Origin of the sequence: Sphingomonas sp. SORGH_AS_0879 (genome assembly GCF_030819175.1) — a bacterium.
In the GTDB taxonomy this organism is placed as follows: Bacteria; Pseudomonadota; Alphaproteobacteria; order Sphingomonadales; family Sphingomonadaceae; genus Sphingomonas.
Map to the genome: position 1 here is coordinate 1157600 of NZ_JAUTBJ010000002.1, position 16496 is coordinate 1174095.

Sequence of the window (16496 nt, forward strand, 5' to 3'; positions counted from 1 at the left end):
AGAATTCCTCCCCTGCAAGGGGAGGTGGCGCGGCGGAGCCGTGACGGAGGGGGCGTGCCTCATAGGGCGACCCTTGCGGGGATCCCCCTCCACCATCCTTCGGATGGTCCCCCTCCCCGTGCCGGGGAGGATGGCTTCACCCTGATCGAGATCATGGTGGCGCTGGCGGTGTTCAGCCTGGCGGCGATGGCCTTGGTCCGACTGGAGAGCGCGACGATCCGGGGAGCGGCGATCCTGGACGAAACGGTGGTCGCGCAGATGGTCGCGCGCAATGTCGCCATCGCCGCCGTCACCGATCCGCAGGCTCCCGCGCTGGGGCGTATGTCCGGCACCGAGGTAAATGGCGGACGAAGCTGGAAATGGACCCGGATCGTCAGCGGCACGGGCGACGTGCGCGTCGTGCGGATCGACGTGGCCGTGGCGAATGCGGGGGGCCGCATCGCGGGCCGGATGACGATGGTCCGCCCGCCCATGCCCGCGCCGCCGGTCGGGGTTTCGGCGTCGTGAGATTGCGCGCGCTTACCTTTCTGTTCCCCGGCGAAGGCCGGGGTCCCGTTGCTGCCCGGCTAAAGGCGCGGGGCGGCGTTGGCCCCGATTTTCCGGGTTCGCCGCAACTGGGCCCCGGCCTCCGCCGGGGAACAGGGCAGAACGGCTTCACCCTGGTCGAGGTCATGGTGGCGCTGCTCATCTTTTCGATGCTCGCCGCCGCCGCCGTGGCGATCCTGTCGCTGAGCGTCCGGGCGCAGGCGGTGACGGGGCAGAAGCTGGACGCGATGGCGGCGGTCAGCCGGACGACCGCGATCCTCTCCGCCGATCTGGCGCAGGCGGTCGATCGTCCGACCCGTGACGAAGGCCTCGTGCAGACCCCCGCCATGGTCGCAGGGGCCGACGCGATGCGCTTCGTCCGGGCGGGCTGGAGCAATCTCGACGGGGCGCAGCGGCCATCGTTGCAGAAGCTCGCCTATCGCCTGAACGGCGACGTGCTGGAGCGGGTGGCATGGCCGCTGCTCGACGGGGCGGCCCCGATGGAGCCCGCCGCGCTGATGGACCATGTCCGCGAACTGCACCTGCGCTATCGCTTCAACGGCGCGTGGCTCGACCAGTGGCAGGGGGAGCCGGGCGTCGCGCTGCCCCAGGCCGCCGAGGTGACGATCGTGCGCGATGACGGCATGATCTTTCGCCAGTTATTTCTGGTCGGCACCGGTTATGTCGCCGTGCCGCAAATCGGTCCGACGCCGACCCCTACGCCCACGCCGGCCCCCGGTGGCTAGGCCCCGATCCCGTCCCGGCGAGCGGGGCGCCGCGCTGCTCACCGTGCTGATCCTCGTCGCGGTGATCGCCGTGCTGGCGGCGACCGCGCTGGAAAAGCTGCGCCTGTCGACCCGGCTGGGCGGCAATGCGGTGGCGATCGAGCAGGCACGCGGCTTCGCTTATGCGGCGGAGGCACTGGCGATCATCCGTATCGGCGACCTGCTGGAACGGTCGCAGGGCAAGGTCTCGCTGCTCGGCGGGTGGAGCGATCGGCCCTTCGCGCTGCCGCTCGGCGATATGGCGGGGGGCGGGACGGCGGTGGCGCGCGTCACCGATGGCGGCAATTGCTTCAACCTCAACGGCCTGGCCCAGCCGATACTCGGCCAGCCCGGCGTCTATGCCGCGAACGGGGTGGAAATCGCGCATTTCGCCAAGCTGATGCGGCTGATCGGCATTCCGGGTCAGGTGGCGGAGCAGGTGGCGACGGGCACCGCCGACTGGATCGACAGCGATCCCAATCCGCAAGGCGGCGGTGCGGAGGATGCGCTCTATCTCGCCCGCGATCCGCCCTATCGGACCGGCGGCACGATGATGGCGGATGTCAGCGAGATGCGGATGGTGAACGGCGTCACCCCGGATATCTATGCGACCCTGCGCCCCTGGATCTGCACGCTGCCCGAAGCGAAGCCGACCAGTGTCAACATCAACACCCTGGCCCCCGAACAGGCGCCCCTGGTCGCGATGGCGCAGGTCGATATGATTTCGCCCTCGGCCATCACCCAGGCCCTTTTGCGCCGCCCGCCGCAGGGCTATGCCGACGCCGGTGGCTTTTGGGCGCAGATTCCGGGGGCGAGCGGGGCGGGGGGCGTGGCGACGACCAGTCGCTGGTTCAACCTGCGCATCGCGGTGACCTTGGGCAGTGTGCGGGTGGACGAGCGCGCGCTGGTCGATGCGTCGCGTCAGCCGCCGCGACTGGTGGCGCGGATTTGGGGGGAAGAGTGATGAGTGCGACCAACCTCCTGTTCCTGCCGCCGGGCGAGGGCGGCGATTATCGCTGGATGCGGATCGAGGATGCGCGCGTCGCGGCTGCGGGCGAGGGGCTGCCGCAAGGGGACGGCGACGTCATCGCGGTCGCGCCCGCCGATGCGGTGTCGCTGCATTGGGCCGAAATCCCCGCCCGCTCGACCGCGCAGGCCGCCGCCGCCGCGCGGCTGCTCGCCGCCGAGGTGAGTGCCGCCCCGATGGACGAACTCCATGTCGCGGTCGGTGCGGAGGAAGCGGGCGCACGCGCGATCGGGATCGTCAATCGCGGCGCGATGGCGGGATGGCTCAGCCTGTTGGCGGGCAAGGGGATCGATCCGGTGGCGGTCGTCCCCGCCCCGCTGCTGCTGCCGCGCCCGGACGCAGGCTATGTGCGCGGCGATCTGGCCGGGCAGGGCGTGGTGCGCGGGCGCAGTTCGGGTTTTGCCGACGAACCCGGCCTGATCGAGATCGTGATCGGCGAGGAAGCGCTCGCCGATCTGGATGCCGACGGCATCGAAACCGCACTCGGCGCGGCGGTGGCGGCTCCGGCGCTCGACCTGCGGCAGGGGCTGTTCGCGCGGCGGCGCAGCTTCGCGATCGACTGGCGGCTGGTGCGGCGGCTCGGCTGGCTGGGTGTGGCGATCGTCGCGGTGACGCTGGCGATCGATCTGGTGCGCTGGACCAGATACAGCTTTGCCGCCGACGCGACCGAGGCGAAGATCGAGCAGGTCGCGCGCACCGCCCTGCCGCGTGGCGAGACCCTGGTCGATGCGGACCGGCAGCTTACCGAGCGGCTGGCGGCGATACGCGGGCCGGGTCAGGGGTTCAGCCGGACGGCGGCGGCGGTGTTCTCGGCGGTGCGCAGCGTGCCGGGCTCGGAGTTGACCGCGATGGATTTCCAGCCGAACGGCGACATCCGCCTGGGCGTGGCGGTGGATCGCGAGGCGCTCGCCACCGATCTGAAGCGGGCGATCGAAACCCAAGGCTTCACCGTCCAGCCCAGCACCTTCGTCGCGGCGAATGGCCGGATCACGGGAGAATTCATGGTGCGCGCACGATGAAGGCGCTGAAACTCTGGTTCGACGGGCGCTCGACGCGGGAGAAGCGGCTGCTGCTGGTCATGGGCGCGCTGCTGATCGTGACGATCGTCTGGGGCGGCATCCTGCGGCCCATGGGTGACGGCCTGTCGAGCGCGCGGGAACGCCATGCCGATGCGGTGATCAGGCTGGGCGAGGCGCAGGCCATCGCCGACGAACTGCGTAACCGGCGGCGGCGTCCGCCCGCGCTGGCGGGGACGCTGGCCGATACGGTGCGACTGTCGGCGGAGCAGGCGGGCTTCACCTTGTCCGCGCTGACCGAGGACGGCCCCGGCCGTGTGCGTGCGCAGATCGCCTCGGCGCGGGCGGGGGCGCTGACCCCCTGGCTCGCCCGGCTGGAACGGGGCGGGGTGCTGGTCGAGCAGGCGACGCTGACCGACAATGGCGACCGGACCGTCGGCGTGGCGCTGATCCTGCGGACGCGGGTGTCGTGATGCGGTTGCGGATGACCACGCGGCCTTCGGTGCTGTTCGCAGCCATGCTGGCCGTGGCGCTGATCGTCTTTCTGCCGATGCGCCTCGCGCTGGGCGCGACCGGACTGGCCGACGAAGGGCTGAGCGCCAGGCGGGTCGGCGGCACCATATGGGGGGGCAGCCTGTTGGAGGCGCGGTTCGGCGACGTCGCGCTGGGCGACCTGCGCGTGTCGCTCTCGCCCTTCGCGCTGCTGGTCGGCCGCGCCCGGCTGGCGTTCGAGGGGGCGGGCGCGGATGGCCGTCCGATCATGGGCGCGGCGACGATCGGCCGTCATGCGATGGGGATCGATGGCGTTACCGCCAGCCTGCCCGCCGCCGCGCTGTTCGCTCCCCTGCCGGTCACCACGCTGGCGCTGGAGGATGTGACGGTCCGCTTCCGCGACGGCGTGTGCGAGGAAGCGGGCGGGCGCGTCCGTGCGAGCGTGACGGGCGATGCGGGCGGCCTGCCGCTGCCGCCGACGATGATGGGCAATGCGCGGTGCGAGGCGGGGGCGCTGCTGCTGCCGATGACGGGGCAGGGGGGCACCGAGTCGGTCAATCTGCGCATCCGGCCCGATGGTCGCTACACCGCCGACCTGGTCCTGACGCCCGGCGATCCGGCGGCGGCGGCGAAGCTGGAGCAACTGGGCTTCGTGGCGGGGTCGGGTGGCGGATACCGACTTTCGGCGGAAGGGCGCTTTTGACCGCTTGACGAAGGGGCTGCAACCCGTTTAGGGGCGCAAGCCTTCGCGGCGACCGTAGTTCAATTGGTTAGAGCGCCGGCTTGTGATGCCGGAAGTTGCGGGTTCAAGTCCCGTCGGTCGCCCCATTCTTTTCCGGCCATTTGCTGGCCACGGCACCGGCCCCCTTCAGAGCCGTGTCCTCCCAGAATCCTCACCGATCGGGTGGCCGGGTCGGAAGACTCGGTCCGGTTCCGCATTTGTCGGACCGAAGGACGAGCATGACCAACTGGGGCTTTCCCGATTTCGACGCGCATGAAGGCGTGCACCTGTTCACCGATCCCGCATCGGGATTGCAGGCGGTGATCGCGGTGCACTCGACGCATCTCGGCCCGGCGGCGGGGGGCGCGCGCTTCTGGAATTACGGCACCCCCGCGCTCGCCATCACCGACGCGCTGCGCCTGTCGCGCGGCATGAGCTACAAGAACGCGATGGCGGGTCTGGCGCTGGGCGGCGGCAAGGGCGTGGTACTCGCGGCCAAGCAGGGTGACACGATCACCACGGCGCAGTTGGAAGCCTTTGGGCGCGCGGTCGAATCGCTGGGCGGCCGCTATGTCACCGCCGAGGACGTGGGCATGTCCGAGGAGCGGATGAAGATCATCGCGACCCAGACCCGCTATGTCTCCGGCCTGCCGGTGGCGAGCGGCGCGGCGGGCGGCGATCCCGGCCCGTACACCGCGCATGGCGTCTATCTGGGCGTCAAGGCGGCGGCGAAGCGCGGGCTGGGCGCGACCGACATGAAGGGCGTGCGCGTCGCGATCCAGGGCGTCGGCTCGGTCGGCGGCGGGCTTGCCAAGCTGCTGGCCAAGGACGGCGCGGTGCTGACCATCGCCGACGTCAATCAGGCGCGAGCCGAACAGATGGCGGCGGAACTGGGCGCGAGCGTCGCCTCCGCGGATGAGATCCTGTTCGCGGATGTCGACCTGGTCAGCCCCAATGCGCTGGGCGCGGTGCTGAACGCCGATTCGATCCAGCGGCTGAAGGCCAAGGTCGTCGCGGGCGGCGCGAACAACCAGCTTGCCACCCGTGAAGACGGTGCGCGCGTGGCGGAGGCGGGCATCCTCTATGCGCCCGACTACGTCATCAACGCGGGCGGCATCATCAATGTCGGCCTGGAATATCTGGGCCAGGGCGACGAGGCCGAGGTCATGGCGCGCATCGCCAAGATCCCCGAGCGTCTGGAGCAGGTGTGGCAGCGGTCGGAGGAGACGGGCCATCCGGCCTCGGACGTCGCGGACGAAATCGCGCAAGACCTGATCGGGCGCTGACTGAGTCTCACGCCCCTCCCGTAAACGGGAGGGGATGGGGGAGGGCCGGGAGTCTCACCGAGACCATCGCCTGTGGCCTTGCCCTCCCCAAACCCCTCCCGCCTGCGGGAGGGGCTTAAGAAAGAAGATGAGCGGCACTGCCACTCACACCCATCGAAATTCCCGCATCGAAACCCGGTTGACGAACCGGCCCCTCACGCCCATTTGCCAATCGGATCAAATTCATCCGATTGGGAGAATATGCGCCTTTCCAGCCTGGCCGATTATGCGGTCGTCATGATGACCGCCGCCGCGCGCGAAGGTGCGGGCGGGCGCAGCAATGCGACCTTGCTGGCCGGGCAGACGGGCGTGCCCTTGCCCACCGCGCAGAAGCTGGTCAGCCGTCTGGCGAGCGCGGGCCTGATCGAGAGCACGCGCGGCACCGGCGGTGGAATCCGTCTGGCGCGCGAGGCGGACACGATCAGCCTGGCCGACATTGTCGAGGCGGTGGACGGCCCGATCGCGCTGACCGCCTGTGTCGAGGGGGCCGCGCATGAATGCGGCCTTGAAATGCAATGCCGCGTTCGTCCGCATTGGCATGTCGTCAATCAGGCGGTACGCGCCGCTTTTTCCGGGGTGACGCTCGCGACGCTCGCCGCCGATCCTGTTGAATCGCAAGTGATGGACGCCGGTTTGCGTCCGGGGGTATTCGCCTGATGGCCACGAAGAATGCAGAGGCGCTCGCCGCCGCCAACAAGAAGTACGAGTGGGGCTTCGCCACCGAGATCGAGCAGGACTTCGCGCCCAAGGGGCTGAGTGAGGATACGGTCCGCTATATCTCGGCCAAGAAGGGCGAGCCGGAATGGATGCTCGACTGGCGGTTGAAGGCGTTTCGCCTGTGGCAGACGCTGGAGACGCCGGACTGGGCGAAGCTGAACATCCCGCCGATCGACTATCAGGACGCGTATTATTACGCCGAGCCGAAGCAGAAGAAGACGATCGCTTCGCTCGACGAACTCGATCCCGAGATTCGGCGGACTTACGAAAAGCTGGGCATCCCGATCGCCGAGCAGGAAGTGCTGGCGGGCGTCGAGGGCGCACGCAAGGTCGCGGTCGACGCGGTGTTCGACAGCGTCTCGGTCGCGACCACCTTCCGCAAGGAACTGGAAGCGGCGGGGGTCATCTTCCGCTCCATCTCCGAGGCGATCAAGGAATATCCCGATCTGGTCCGCAAGTGGCTGGGCAAGGTCGTGCCGCAGCGTGACAATTATTTCGCGACACTCAACTCGGCGGTCTTTTCCGACGGCACCTTCGTCTACATCCCCGAGGGCGTTCGCTGCCCGATGGAACTGTCCACCTATTTCCGCATCAACGCGGAGAATACCGGCCAGTTCGAGCGCACGCTGATCGTCGCGGACAAGGGGGCCTATGTCTCCTATCTCGAAGGCTGCACCGCGCCGATGCGCGACGAGAACCAGTTGCACGCGGCGGTCGTCGAACTGGTCGCGCTGGACGATGCCGAGATCAAATATTCGACCGTGCAGAACTGGTATCCGGGCGACGAGAATGGCGTCGGCGGCATCTACAACTTCGTCACCAAGCGCGCGCTGTGCCAGGGCAAGAACAGCAAAGTGTCGTGGACGCAGGTCGAAACCGGCTCGGCGGTGACGTGGAAATACCCAAGCTGCGTGCTGGCGGGCGATGGCTCGGTGGGCGAGTTCTACTCGGTGGCGGTCACCAACAACCGCCAGCAGGCCGATACCGGCACCAAGATGATCCATCTCGGCAAGAACACCCGCTCCACCATCGTGTCGAAGGGGATTTCGGCCGGGCGCTCGGACAATACCTATCGCGGGTTGGTCCGTGTGGCGGCGACCGCCGAGAATGTCCGCAACTTCACCCAGTGCGACAGCCTGCTGCTGGGCGACCAGTGCGGTGCGCACACCGTGCCCTATATCGAGGTCAAGAACCCCAGCGCGCAGATCGAGCATGAAGCGACGACCAGCAAGATCAGCGAAGACCAGCTCTTCTACGCGATGAGCCGGGGGCTTGATCAGGAAGCGGCGGTCGCGCTGATCGTCAACGGTTTCGCGCGCGAAGTCTTGCAGCAACTCCCGATGGAGTTCGCGGTCGAGGCGCAGAAACTGCTGGGGATTTCGTTGGAGGGGAGCGTGGGGTGATGACTTTCCTCCCCTGCAAGGGGAGGGGGACCGCGCCCGTCAGGGCGGGGTGGAGGGGTGTCCCCCTATCGTGAGCGCGACACCCCTCCGTCAGCGCTTCGCGCTGCCACCTCCCCTTTAAGGGGAGGAAAGAAATTAACGCCGACACGGTCGGTCACGTCATGGTCGAGCTGAGAAACTGATGCTGAAAATTGAAAACCTCCACGCCGAGATTGACGGCAAGCCGATCCTCAAGGGCCTGTCGCTTGAGGTGAATGCGGGCGAAGTCCATGCGATCATGGGCCCCAATGGTGCGGGCAAGTCGACGCTCGGCTATGTGCTGGGCGGCCGTCCGGGGTATGAAGTGACCGAGGGTTCGGTGACGTTCGACGGCGTCGACCTGCTCGAACTGGAGCCGAACGAGCGGGCCGCCGCCGGGCTGTTCCTGGGCTTCCAGTATCCGGTCGAAATTCCCGGCGTGTCCAATGTCCAGTTCCTGCGCGAGAGCCTGAACGCACAGCGTGGCCAGCGCGATGAAAAGCCGCTGTCGGGGGCTGAGTTCCTGAAGCTCGCCCGCGCGCAGGCCGATGGGCTGGGGCTAAACCAGGACATGCTCAAGCGTCCGGTCAATGTCGGCTTCTCGGGTGGCGAGAAGAAGCGCAACGAGATGGTTCAGATGGGCATCCTGAATCCCAAGTTCGCGATCCTCGATGAGACCGACTCGGGCCTCGACATCGACGCGCTGCGCATCGTCGGCGACGGCATCAACCGGATCATGCGGGCGCCCGACAAGGCGGTGCTGCTGATCACCCATTATCAGCGGCTGCTCGACTATGTGCAGCCCGACCGGGTGCATGTGCTGGCCGATGGCCGCATCGTGCGTTCGGGCGGTCCCGAACTCGCGCTTGAACTGGAACGTGAAGGCTATGCCGGGGTGGAGGCATGAGCGTGACCGCACCATTCCTCCCTGCGCAAAGCGCGGGGAGGGGGGGCGCTCGCGAAGCGAGGGGTGGAGGGGCCGGAGGGGCTTGCCCCTCCACCATGCTGCGCATGGTCCCCCTCCCCAAGCATGGCTTGGGGAGGAATTGATGGTGGACGTGTTGGACCTTCCTTCCAAGCGGGAAGAGGCCTGGCGCTGGGCGGATCTCGACGCGCTTCGGCGGGCGGCGGAGAGTGAGCGGGCTGGCCCGGTTGCGGGGGCGGATCGTTTCCTCGATCTCCCCGGCGCGCGGTTGCTGTTCGTGGACGGCGTGCTGGATGAAAGCGCCAGCCATCTCGGCCCGGTGCAACTGACCCAGATCGACGCCAGCGATCATCCGCTCGGGCGGCAGGCTTTGGGGCGTGGCTGGTCGCTGCGGCTGGAGCGCGATGCGGTCGCGGAGCCCGTGCAGATCGTCCATGTCGCCAGCGGCGCGGCCAATCACCTGCCCGCCGAGATCATACTGGCCGAGGATGCGGCGGCGCAGGTCTATGAGACCTATGTCGGGCGCGGCTGGACCAACCGGCTGACGCGGGTGACGCTGGCGGCGTCGGCGCGGTTGATGCGTGGCGTTCGGCTGTTGCAGGACGACGGCTTCGTGTCGCTGCGCGAGGAAGCCGAACTGGGCGAGGGCGCGAGCCTGACCGCGACTTTCCTGGCGGCGGGCAATATGGGCGCGCGGATCGATGGCGGGATCACCCAGACCGGCGACGGGGCCTATGCCGAGTTCGGCGGCGCGCTGCTGACCAAGGGGGAGTTGAAGCAGGAATGTGCGGTGGGCCTGCGTCACGCCGCGCTGAACGGGCAGAGCCACCAGCTATGGCGTGCGGTCGCCGCCGATCGCAGCCAGGCGAGCCTTGCCGCCCGCGTCGAAGTGGCACGTCATGCACAGAAGACCGATGGCGAACAGTCGCTTCGTGGCCTGCTGCTCCAGCGGACGGCAACGGTGAATTTGAAGCCCGAACTGGAAATCTTCGCCGATGATGTGAAGTGCGCGCATGGCGCGACCGTGGGCGAACTCGACGCCCGCGCGCTGTTCTATATGCAGAGCCGTGGCATTCCGAAGCCCCGCGCGCAGGCGTTGCTGACCCGCGCCTTCGTGGCGGATGCCATCGACCGCATCGGCAACGAGGTGGTGCGCGAAGCCTTCGCGGCGGATGCCGATGCCTGGCTGGAGGCGGCGCTTTGAACGTGACCACCCAAATCCTCCCTGCGCTTTGCGCGGGGAGGGGGACCGCTCGCGAAGCGAGGGGTGGAGGGGCCGGAGGGGCTTGCCCCTCCACCACCGCTTCGCGGCGGTCCCCCTCCCCATCGGAGATGGGGAGGAATGGGTGATGGCGACGGCTTGTCCTCTTGACCGGGTGGCGGATTTTCCGGCCATCCCGGACGGTTGGGCCTATCTCGACACGGCCGCGACCGCGCAGAAGCCGCAAGTGGTGATCGACGCGATCACCCGCGCCTACGACACCAGCTATGCGACCGTGCATCGCGGGGTGTATCAGCGTTCGGCGGACATGACGCTGGCCTATGAGGCCGCGCGCGAGGCGACCGCGCGATTCATCGGTGCGGGTTCGGCCAACGAGATCGTCTTCACGCGCGGCGCGACCGAAGGGATCAACCTCGTCGCGCAATGCTGGGCCGCGACCCACCTCAAGGCGGGCGACCGCATCCTGTTGTCGATGCTGGAGCATCACTCCAACATCGTGCCGTGGCAGATGGTCGCCGAGCGGCTGGGCGTCGCGATCGATGTGTTGCCGCTGACGGCGGATCACCGCATCGACCTGGATGCAATGGCGCGCATGCTGACCCCGGCGCACAAGCTGGTGTCGCTGGGCCATGTGTCGAACGTGTTGGGCTCGGTCCTCGACGGACGGCGCGCGGCCGATCTGGCGCATGGCGTGGGTGCGAAGATCCTGCTCGACGGGTGTCAGGCGGTGCCGCGCATCGCGGTCGATGTGAAGGCGCTGGATTGCGACTTCTATGTCTTCTCCGGCCACAAGCTTTATGGCCCGACCGGGATCGGCGTGCTCTGGGCGCGGCCCGAATTGCTGGACGCGATGCCGCCCTATCAGGGTGGCGGGTCGATGATCGATCGGGTCAGCTTCGCGAAGACGACCTACGCCCCCCCGCCCGGCCGGTTCGAGGCGGGGACGCCGCATATCGTCGGCGCATTGGGGCTTCATGCCGCGATCGACTATGTTTCGGCCATCGGGCTGGACGCGATCCATGCGCATGAGGCGGCTTTGGTCGCGCAGGCGCGCGAAGGTCTGTCGGCGATCAACTCGGTGCGGCTGCTGGGCCCTGAGGACTCGGCGGGAATCGTCAGTTTCGCGGTCGAGGGGGTGCATCCCCATGATATCGGCACCATATTGGACGAGAGCCGGGTGGCGATCCGCGCGGGCCATCACTGCGCGCAGCCGCTGATGGAGGCGCTCGGCCTGCCCGCCACCGCGCGGGCGAGCTTCGGCGTGTATAACGGACCCGATGACGTCGCGGCGCTGGTGGATGGCGTCCGGCGGGTCACGAGGATTTTCGGATGAGCGACTACAAGATCGAAGAAGTGGACAGCGTCGCGCAGCCGCCCAAGGCGCGGGTGCAGGATGTCGTCGAGTCCCCGGCAGAACGCCAGCGCGACTATCTGTCGGGCTTCCTGTCGCAAAAGCCGGCCAGTGACGATCCGACGCAGCCGGGCGGGGCGCTGTATGATGGCATCATCGACGCGCTGAAGGATATTTTCGATCCTGAAATCCCGGTCAATATCTATGATCTGGGGCTGATCTACGGGGTCGAGGTGACCGAGGGCGGCCATGCGGTCGTTACCATGACGCTGACCACCCCGCATTGCCCGGTCGCCGAATCGATGCCGGGTGAGGTCGAACTGCGCGTCTCGGCGGTGCCGGGGATCGCGACGGCGGACGTCAACCTGGTCTGGGACCCGCCCTGGGATCCGCAGAAGATGTCGGACGACGCCAAGCTCGAACTGGGGATGCTCTGACCATGGCGACCACCTTGCGCCCGCGTCCCGCCGCGCTCAACCTGACGCCCTCCGCCGAGGCGCGGATTGCCGACCTGATGGCCCGCGCGCCCGAGGGGGCGATCGGGGTCAAGCTGTCCACCCCGCGCCGGGGGTGTTCCGGCCTCGCCTATTCGGTGGATTACGTGACCGAGGCCAAGGCGTTCGACGAGAGGATCGACACGCCGGGCGGCACGCTGTTCGTCGATGGCGGGTCGATCCTGTACCTGATCGGCTCGACCATGGATTGGGTGGAGGACGACTTCACCGCCGGTTTCGTGTTCCAGAATCCGAACGCCAAGGGCGCGTGCGGGTGCGGGGAAAGCTTCACGGTTTGAGGGGAGGGGGTATCCCTTCCTGATCCCGTTCGCACTGAGCGAAGTCGAAGTGCACGTCCCGACCTCTCGCCCGGAATCCCCTGGCCTTCGACTTCGCTCAGGCTGAACGGAGGCTGGGGAACCGCACAGCCTAAACCCGGTGCTCCAGCCTCAAACTCGCGCCATCCCACTCCACCGACAAATCACGATAGTCCGTCACCATCGCATGGTGCGTATCCATCCTATCCCGATGCGTCTCGGCGATCACCACCACCGTCATTCCCGCCGCTTCGGCCGCCGTGATTCCGGCGGGGGCGTCTTCGAACGCCAGGCAATCCTCCGGTGCGACACCCAGACGCTCGGCCCCCAGCAGGAAGCCATCCGGCGCGGGCTTGCTCCGTTCCGCATCCTCCGCCGTCACGAATACGCCCGGTAGCGGCAACCCGGCGGCCTTCAGCCGCACCTCGGCCAGCCGCTTGGGCGCGGAGGTCACGATCGCCCAGCGATCCGCCGGCAGCGCCGCCAGGAATTCGGCCGCGCCGCCGATCGGCGCCACATCGTCCACGTCCAGCATCTCCGCCTCGGTCAGCGCATGCGCTTCGGCCACCGGATCGACTCCGGGCAGGTTCAGTCGCCGGATCGTCTCGACCGACTGGACGCCGTGGATGGTTGGGAGGAACGCGGCCACGTTCAATCCATGCCGCTCCGCCCAGATGGTCCAGGCGCGTTCGGCCGAAGCGATGGAACTCAGGATCGTTCCGTCCATGTCGAACAGGAAGCCGCCAAATGCGCGAGTGGGCAGGGCTTTGGTCATCGGCGCTCCGGGTAGGGATCAGCGCCCCGCCACCCGATCGGCGGCGGGGCGAAGGGGCTTAATTGGCCTGGAAAACGCCACAGGCGATGCGGCCGCCGCTATTGCCGCTGGGGTCGGTCTTGAGATCGTCGGCGGCGGCATGGATTACGATCGCCGAGCCGTCCGCATCGAGCAGCCCCGCCATGGTCGCGCCCGGCAGCACCACGCCCAGCGTCCCGCGCCCGTCGCTGCCGACCGTCATGTTGGGCATGTCGCCCTCATGCGGCCCTTGCGGGTTCATGCTGCCATGCTGGCGCTGCGTCGGGTTCCAGTGGCCGCCAGCGGTCGTGAAGTCCGGTGCGTCGCAGCGACCGACTGTGTGGATATGGACGCCGTGCATCCCCGCCGGAACGTTCATCGCGTCCAGCGTGATGCGAAGCCCGCCCGCCACCTCGGTCGCGGTGGCGCGGCCCGCCTCGACGCCGGTGCCGGTACGCAGGCTCGCGGTCGCACTCGGTCCGCCGGGGACGGGGGAGCCCGTTTCCATCCTGGTCTGGTCGCAGGCCGACAGGCCCAGCGCGACGATCGCGGCAGTCGTGAGTGCGAGATATTTCATGTCGGAAGCTCCCTGATCGAACGAAACGAAGAAGGCCCGGCTTGTCACCCGCCGGTATCCAGCGGCCAACGCATCAACGGTTCATAGGATGCGCCGCCATGGCCGAGGTGGCTTTGATAGAGCAGGATATGCTCCATGGCGAAAGGGGCGCTGGACAGACCGGCATGGACGGCGCGCCACCCCTCGATCTCGGGCGCGGTCCCGGCGGATCGGGGCAGGCGGGCCAGCGTGATATGCGGGCGATAGGCGCGCGCTTCGGCGCGGCAGGCCGACACGCACACAGGCCTGGTCCACCTTGCGATGCAGATGGGCGAGCGCGTCGTGCGGGCCGACCCCGGCCCATAGGGTGTCGACCCGCCCGCGGTGATCGAACGCGCCGACCCCGGCGATTCGGACGACCGGCGCGGGGGCGTGGACCTGTCCCAGCACGGCGACGATATCCTCCGCCACCGGGCGATCCACCTCGCCGATGAAGCGCAGGGTCAGGTGAAGCTGGTCGTCATCCTGCCACCGGGCATGGGGAACGCCGTCCATGACATCGGCCAGCCTGTCGCGAATGGCGGGGGGCGGGCGAAGGGCGACGAACAGGCGGACCATGACAAAACATGTCTATCGCATTCTGTTGCCGTCACGGGAACCTCTCCCGCTTGAAATGAGTCACCAACGGAGCGATATTTCCCATAACCGGCATATGGCCGGGCAAAGGAGCAATGTTTCACCATGGCAAACTGGTCTGATCCACGGCCGAGCGCCGCGCCGTTCGGTACCACCGCCACCACGGGCTCGACCGCCTATGATGCGGGTCTGCGTTCGTACATGCTGTCCGTCTATAATTACATGACGTCGGGCGTGCTGCTGACGGGTATCGTCGCGCTGCTCTTCGCATGGGGCGGGCGGGGCAGCATGGCCGCGAACGTCTTCCTGAACGGCGGTCCGCTGAAATATGTCATCATGTTCGCGCCGCTCGGCTTCGTGTTCGCCCTGAGCATGGGCGTCAACCGCATGAAGACCTCGACGATGCAGATGCTCTTCTGGGCGTTCGCGGTCGTCATGGGCCTGTCGCTGTCGACCATCTTCCTGGTCTATAGCGGTTCGTCGATCGCGGGCGCGTTCTTCGCCACCGCGGCGGGCTTCGCGGCGCTGAGCCTCTATGGCTACACCACCAAGCGCGACCTGTCGGCGTTCGGCACCTTCCTGATCGTCGGTCTGGTCGGCCTGATCGTCGCCAGCGTGATCAACATCTTCCTCCAGTCGGGCACGATGGCGCTGGTCATCAGCTTCGTCGGCGTGCTGCTGTTCGCTGGGCTGACCGCCTATGACACGCAGCGGACCAAGGAGATGTATTATCAGGTGCGCGGTACGTCGATGCAGGACCGGGTGGTCATCATGTCGGCGCTCAGCCTGTATCTCGATTTCATCAACATGTTCCTGTTCATCCTGCGTCTGTTCGGCTCCAGCCGCGACTAATCGTCGGATAACGGGTTTAGACATGGGGCCCGGCGGAGTGTCCGCCGGGCCCTTTTTTCGTGGAAGGAACACGGCCCATGCGCCTGTCGATCGAAGTGACGCTGGACTATGGCCTTCGCGAACCGGCGGATATCCTGTTGCAGGTCGAGGTGGCGGCGATGGCCGACCAGCGGCTGGAGCATCAGGCGCTGACCATCTGGTCCGACCACGGCGTGACGGCGGTGCCGGGCGAGGACGGGATCGGACAGCGATGCTGGGTGCGCGCGGACCATGCCCTGGTCGCGCGGTACGAGGCGGTGGTGGCGATCGACCGCCCCGTGCTGCGGCTGGAGGGGATGCAGGCGACCCCGGCGCGCGCGCTGACCGGCGACCTCATCCCCTATCTGCTACCCAGCCGTTATTGCGAGTCCGACCGGCTGGAGGGGTTCGTGCGACGGCGTTTTGCCGGTCTTTCGGGCGGTGTGATGGCGACGGCGCTGATCGACTGGGTGTCGACCCGCCTCGACTATCGGTCGGGCAGTTCGACCGGCGGGACCAGCGCGCTCGATACCTTCGGAATGCGCATCGGGGTGTGTCGCGACTATGCCCATCTGCTGGTCGCCCTGGCGCGGGCGGCGGAGATCCCGGCGCGCTGCGTCTCGGCCTATGCGCCCGGCGTCGACCCGCCCGACTTCCATGCCGTCGCCGAGTTGTGGCTGGAGGGAAGCTGGCACCTGGTCGATGCGACCGGCATGGCGCGTGCCGACGAGATCGCGCGGGTGTGCGTCGGGCGCGATGCCACCGACATCGCCTTCATGACCGTCTTCGGCGAGGCGCAGCTTTGCGATCAACGGGTCAGCGTTCGCCGTCTCGACTGAGGCGGGGCAGGAACGCTTGCGCGGGCTGGCTCGTTGATCCTGTCCACTCGTGATGGGGAAGTGACATGAACGACAGCATCGACGACCGCGCGCTGGACAGCGTGTCGGTGGCGCCGGGCGGCGAACAGGCCGAGCAGGGCAACCGTCCGCGTCCGCCCGAACAGGACGCCGGACAGGACCCGGAGATCACCGGCGACCTGAAGAAGAACCCCGAGGATGTCGAAGCACAGCTCGACGAAAGCCTCGACGAATCGATGGACGCCAGCGATCCGCCCTCGATCACCCAGCCCGGCCGCGACGGCCCGGCAGAGTCGTCGGGTTACAAGGAATAATCGCCGATCCGGGTGGGGAGGCGCAACCGCGCCGCCTCGCCCGATGGGTTCGTCGCGACGCATCCGGGCCGCGTGGTCGATGCGGAACCGGGATGTCGCCAAACGACCCTTTCTGTCCCGTCTGCGGACAATATCCGGAAAATGATGGCCCCG

Annotated in this window: 19 protein-coding genes, 1 tRNA gene and 1 pseudogene; 18 read left to right on the plus strand and 3 right to left on the minus strand. The window is 67.8% G+C overall.

The window, feature by feature from the left end; genetic code table 11:
• Nucleotides 1–54: 54 nt before the first annotated feature.
• The 15 genes from gspI to QE379_RS06235 all read left to right on the plus strand — a co-directional run bounded on the left by gspI (nucleotide 55) and on the right by QE379_RS06235 (nucleotide 12299).
• Nucleotides 55–507, plus strand: coding sequence for a type II secretion system minor pseudopilin GspI (gspI, locus tag QE379_RS06165; protein ID WP_373461735.1), 453 nt, complete (start codon nucleotides 55–57; stop codon nucleotides 505–507).
• A complete protein-coding gene (gene gspJ, locus QE379_RS06170; RefSeq protein WP_306998864.1) occupies nucleotides 504–1271 on the plus strand; it encodes a type II secretion system minor pseudopilin GspJ in 768 nt (255 codons plus the stop codon). The genes gspI and gspJ overlap by 4 nt, the downstream gene beginning before the upstream one ends.
• Complete coding sequence (gene gspK, locus QE379_RS06175; RefSeq protein WP_306998867.1) at nucleotides 1264–2253, plus strand: type II secretion system minor pseudopilin GspK; 990 nt, start codon at nucleotides 1264–1266, stop codon at nucleotides 2251–2253. Before gspJ ends, gspK begins: the two co-directional genes overlap by 8 nt.
• The gene (gspL, locus tag QE379_RS06180) at nucleotides 2253–3335 is read left to right on the plus strand and encodes a type II secretion system protein GspL (protein ID WP_306998870.1); all 1083 of its coding nucleotides are present in this window, start codon (nucleotides 2253–2255) and stop codon (nucleotides 3333–3335) included. The genes gspK and gspL overlap by 1 nt, the downstream gene beginning before the upstream one ends.
• Nucleotides 3332–3805, plus strand: coding sequence for a type II secretion system protein GspM (gene gspM / locus QE379_RS06185; RefSeq protein ID WP_306998873.1), 474 nt, complete (start codon nucleotides 3332–3334; stop codon nucleotides 3803–3805). Before gspL ends, gspM begins: the two co-directional genes overlap by 4 nt.
• Nucleotides 3806–3816: 11 nt before the next feature.
• Nucleotides 3817–4527, plus strand: coding sequence for a type II secretion system protein N (locus tag QE379_RS06190; RefSeq protein WP_306998875.1), 711 nt, complete (start codon nucleotides 3817–3819; stop codon nucleotides 4525–4527).
• 48 nt (nucleotides 4528–4575) lie between these two features.
• Nucleotides 4576–4652: transfer RNA gene (locus QE379_RS06195), tRNA-His, on the plus strand.
• 132 nt (nucleotides 4653–4784) lie between these two features.
• Nucleotides 4785–5831, plus strand: a complete 1047-nt coding sequence (locus tag QE379_RS06200; protein ID WP_306998877.1) for a Glu/Leu/Phe/Val dehydrogenase family protein — start codon at nucleotides 4785–4787, stop codon at nucleotides 5829–5831.
• A gap of 240 nt (nucleotides 5832–6071) precedes the next feature.
• Nucleotides 6072–6527: an SUF system Fe-S cluster assembly regulator gene (locus QE379_RS06205; RefSeq protein WP_306998879.1), complete on the plus strand. Its 456-nt coding sequence runs from the start codon at nucleotides 6072–6074 to the stop codon at nucleotides 6525–6527.
• Nucleotides 6527–7990, plus strand: a complete 1464-nt coding sequence (gene sufB, locus QE379_RS06210) for a Fe-S cluster assembly protein SufB (protein WP_007404490.1) — start codon at nucleotides 6527–6529, stop codon at nucleotides 7988–7990. The genes QE379_RS06205 and sufB overlap by 1 nt, the downstream gene beginning before the upstream one ends.
• 181 nt (nucleotides 7991–8171) lie before the next feature.
• Nucleotides 8172–8915 (plus strand): Fe-S cluster assembly ATPase SufC, encoded by a 744-nt coding sequence (sufC, locus tag QE379_RS06215; protein WP_306998881.1) that lies wholly within the window; start codon nucleotides 8172–8174, stop codon nucleotides 8913–8915.
• 142 nt (nucleotides 8916–9057) lie between these two features.
• Entirely contained in the window at nucleotides 9058–10137 is a 1080-nt protein-coding gene (locus tag QE379_RS06220) for a SufD family Fe-S cluster assembly protein (protein WP_306998883.1), read from the plus strand.
• A 145-nt stretch (nucleotides 10138–10282) separates the two neighbouring features.
• Complete coding sequence (locus QE379_RS06225; protein ID WP_306998885.1) at nucleotides 10283–11488, plus strand: aminotransferase class V-fold PLP-dependent enzyme; 1206 nt, start codon at nucleotides 10283–10285, stop codon at nucleotides 11486–11488.
• Nucleotides 11485–11943 (plus strand): SUF system Fe-S cluster assembly protein, encoded by a 459-nt coding sequence (locus QE379_RS06230; RefSeq protein WP_306998887.1) that lies wholly within the window; start codon nucleotides 11485–11487, stop codon nucleotides 11941–11943. Before QE379_RS06225 ends, QE379_RS06230 begins: the two co-directional genes overlap by 4 nt.
• Before the next feature lie 2 nt (nucleotides 11944–11945).
• The gene (locus QE379_RS06235) at nucleotides 11946–12299 is read left to right on the plus strand and encodes an iron-sulfur cluster assembly accessory protein (protein WP_306998889.1); all 354 of its coding nucleotides are present in this window, start codon (nucleotides 11946–11948) and stop codon (nucleotides 12297–12299) included.
• 130 nt (nucleotides 12300–12429) lie between these two features.
• On the opposite strand, the gene QE379_RS06240 is transcribed toward QE379_RS06235, so the two are convergent.
• The 3 genes and pseudogenes from QE379_RS06240 to thpR form a co-directional block, all read right to left on the minus strand.
• Nucleotides 12430–13092: an HAD-IA family hydrolase gene (locus QE379_RS06240; protein WP_306998891.1), complete on the minus strand. Its 663-nt coding sequence runs from the start codon at nucleotides 13090–13092 to the stop codon at nucleotides 12430–12432.
• A 58-nt stretch (nucleotides 13093–13150) separates the two neighbouring features.
• A complete protein-coding gene (locus tag QE379_RS06245) occupies nucleotides 13151–13687 on the minus strand; it encodes a superoxide dismutase family protein (RefSeq protein ID WP_306998893.1) in 537 nt (178 codons plus the stop codon).
• Between the two features lie 44 nt (nucleotides 13688–13731).
• Nucleotides 13732–14284 (minus strand): annotated as a pseudogene (gene thpR, locus QE379_RS06250) (RNA 2',3'-cyclic phosphodiesterase).
• 123 nt (nucleotides 14285–14407) lie between these two features.
• Between thpR and QE379_RS06255 the strand changes: the two are divergent.
• From QE379_RS06255 to QE379_RS06265, 3 genes are all read left to right on the plus strand, one after another.
• A complete protein-coding gene (locus QE379_RS06255) occupies nucleotides 14408–15154 on the plus strand; it encodes a Bax inhibitor-1/YccA family protein (RefSeq protein WP_306998895.1) in 747 nt (248 codons plus the stop codon).
• Nucleotides 15155–15231: 77 nt separating this feature from the next.
• The gene (locus QE379_RS06260; protein WP_306998897.1) at nucleotides 15232–16011 is read left to right on the plus strand and encodes a transglutaminase family protein; all 780 of its coding nucleotides are present in this window, start codon (nucleotides 15232–15234) and stop codon (nucleotides 16009–16011) included.
• Nucleotides 16012–16076: 65 nt separating this feature from the next.
• Nucleotides 16077–16343 carry a hypothetical protein gene (locus QE379_RS06265; protein ID WP_267435148.1) on the plus strand — a complete coding sequence of 89 codons (267 nt, stop codon included), beginning with the start codon at nucleotides 16077–16079 and terminating at the stop codon, nucleotides 16341–16343.
• Nucleotides 16344–16496 lie beyond the last annotated feature (153 nt).

What these genes read in the sequence shown, in the direction of transcription:
- gspL (WP_306998870.1), top strand. Translation starts at nt 2,253, where the DNA reads ATGAGTGCGACCAACCTCCTGTTCCTGCCGCCGGGCGAGGGCGGCGAT.
- gspM (WP_306998873.1), top strand. Translation starts at nt 3,332, where the DNA reads ATGAAGGCGCTGAAACTCTGGTTCGACGGGCGCTCGACGCGGGAGAAG.
- QE379_RS06190 (WP_306998875.1), top strand. Translation starts at nt 3,817, where the DNA reads ATGACCACGCGGCCTTCGGTGCTGTTCGCAGCCATGCTGGCCGTGGCG.
- QE379_RS06200 (WP_306998877.1), top strand. Translation starts at nt 4,785, where the DNA reads ATGACCAACTGGGGCTTTCCCGATTTCGACGCGCATGAAGGCGTGCAC.
- QE379_RS06205 (WP_306998879.1), top strand. Translation starts at nt 6,072, where the DNA reads ATGCGCCTTTCCAGCCTGGCCGATTATGCGGTCGTCATGATGACCGCC.
- sufB (WP_007404490.1), top strand. Translation starts at nt 6,527, where the DNA reads ATGGCCACGAAGAATGCAGAGGCGCTCGCCGCCGCCAACAAGAAGTAC.
- sufC (WP_306998881.1), top strand. Translation starts at nt 8,172, where the DNA reads ATGCTGAAAATTGAAAACCTCCACGCCGAGATTGACGGCAAGCCGATC.
- QE379_RS06220 (WP_306998883.1), top strand. Translation starts at nt 9,058, where the DNA reads ATGGTGGACGTGTTGGACCTTCCTTCCAAGCGGGAAGAGGCCTGGCGC.
- QE379_RS06225 (WP_306998885.1), top strand. Translation starts at nt 10,283, where the DNA reads ATGGCGACGGCTTGTCCTCTTGACCGGGTGGCGGATTTTCCGGCCATC.
- QE379_RS06230 (WP_306998887.1), top strand. Translation starts at nt 11,485, where the DNA reads ATGAGCGACTACAAGATCGAAGAAGTGGACAGCGTCGCGCAGCCGCCC.
- QE379_RS06235 (WP_306998889.1), top strand. Translation starts at nt 11,946, where the DNA reads ATGGCGACCACCTTGCGCCCGCGTCCCGCCGCGCTCAACCTGACGCCC.
- QE379_RS06240 (WP_306998891.1), bottom strand. Translation starts at nt 13,092, where the DNA reads ATGACCAAAGCCCTGCCCACTCGCGCATTTGGCGGCTTCCTGTTCGAC.
- QE379_RS06245 (WP_306998893.1), bottom strand. Translation starts at nt 13,687, where the DNA reads ATGAAATATCTCGCACTCACGACTGCCGCGATCGTCGCGCTGGGCCTG.
- QE379_RS06255 (WP_306998895.1), top strand. Translation starts at nt 14,408, where the DNA reads ATGGCAAACTGGTCTGATCCACGGCCGAGCGCCGCGCCGTTCGGTACC.
- QE379_RS06260 (WP_306998897.1), top strand. Translation starts at nt 15,232, where the DNA reads ATGCGCCTGTCGATCGAAGTGACGCTGGACTATGGCCTTCGCGAACCG.
- QE379_RS06265 (WP_267435148.1), top strand. Translation starts at nt 16,077, where the DNA reads ATGAACGACAGCATCGACGACCGCGCGCTGGACAGCGTGTCGGTGGCG.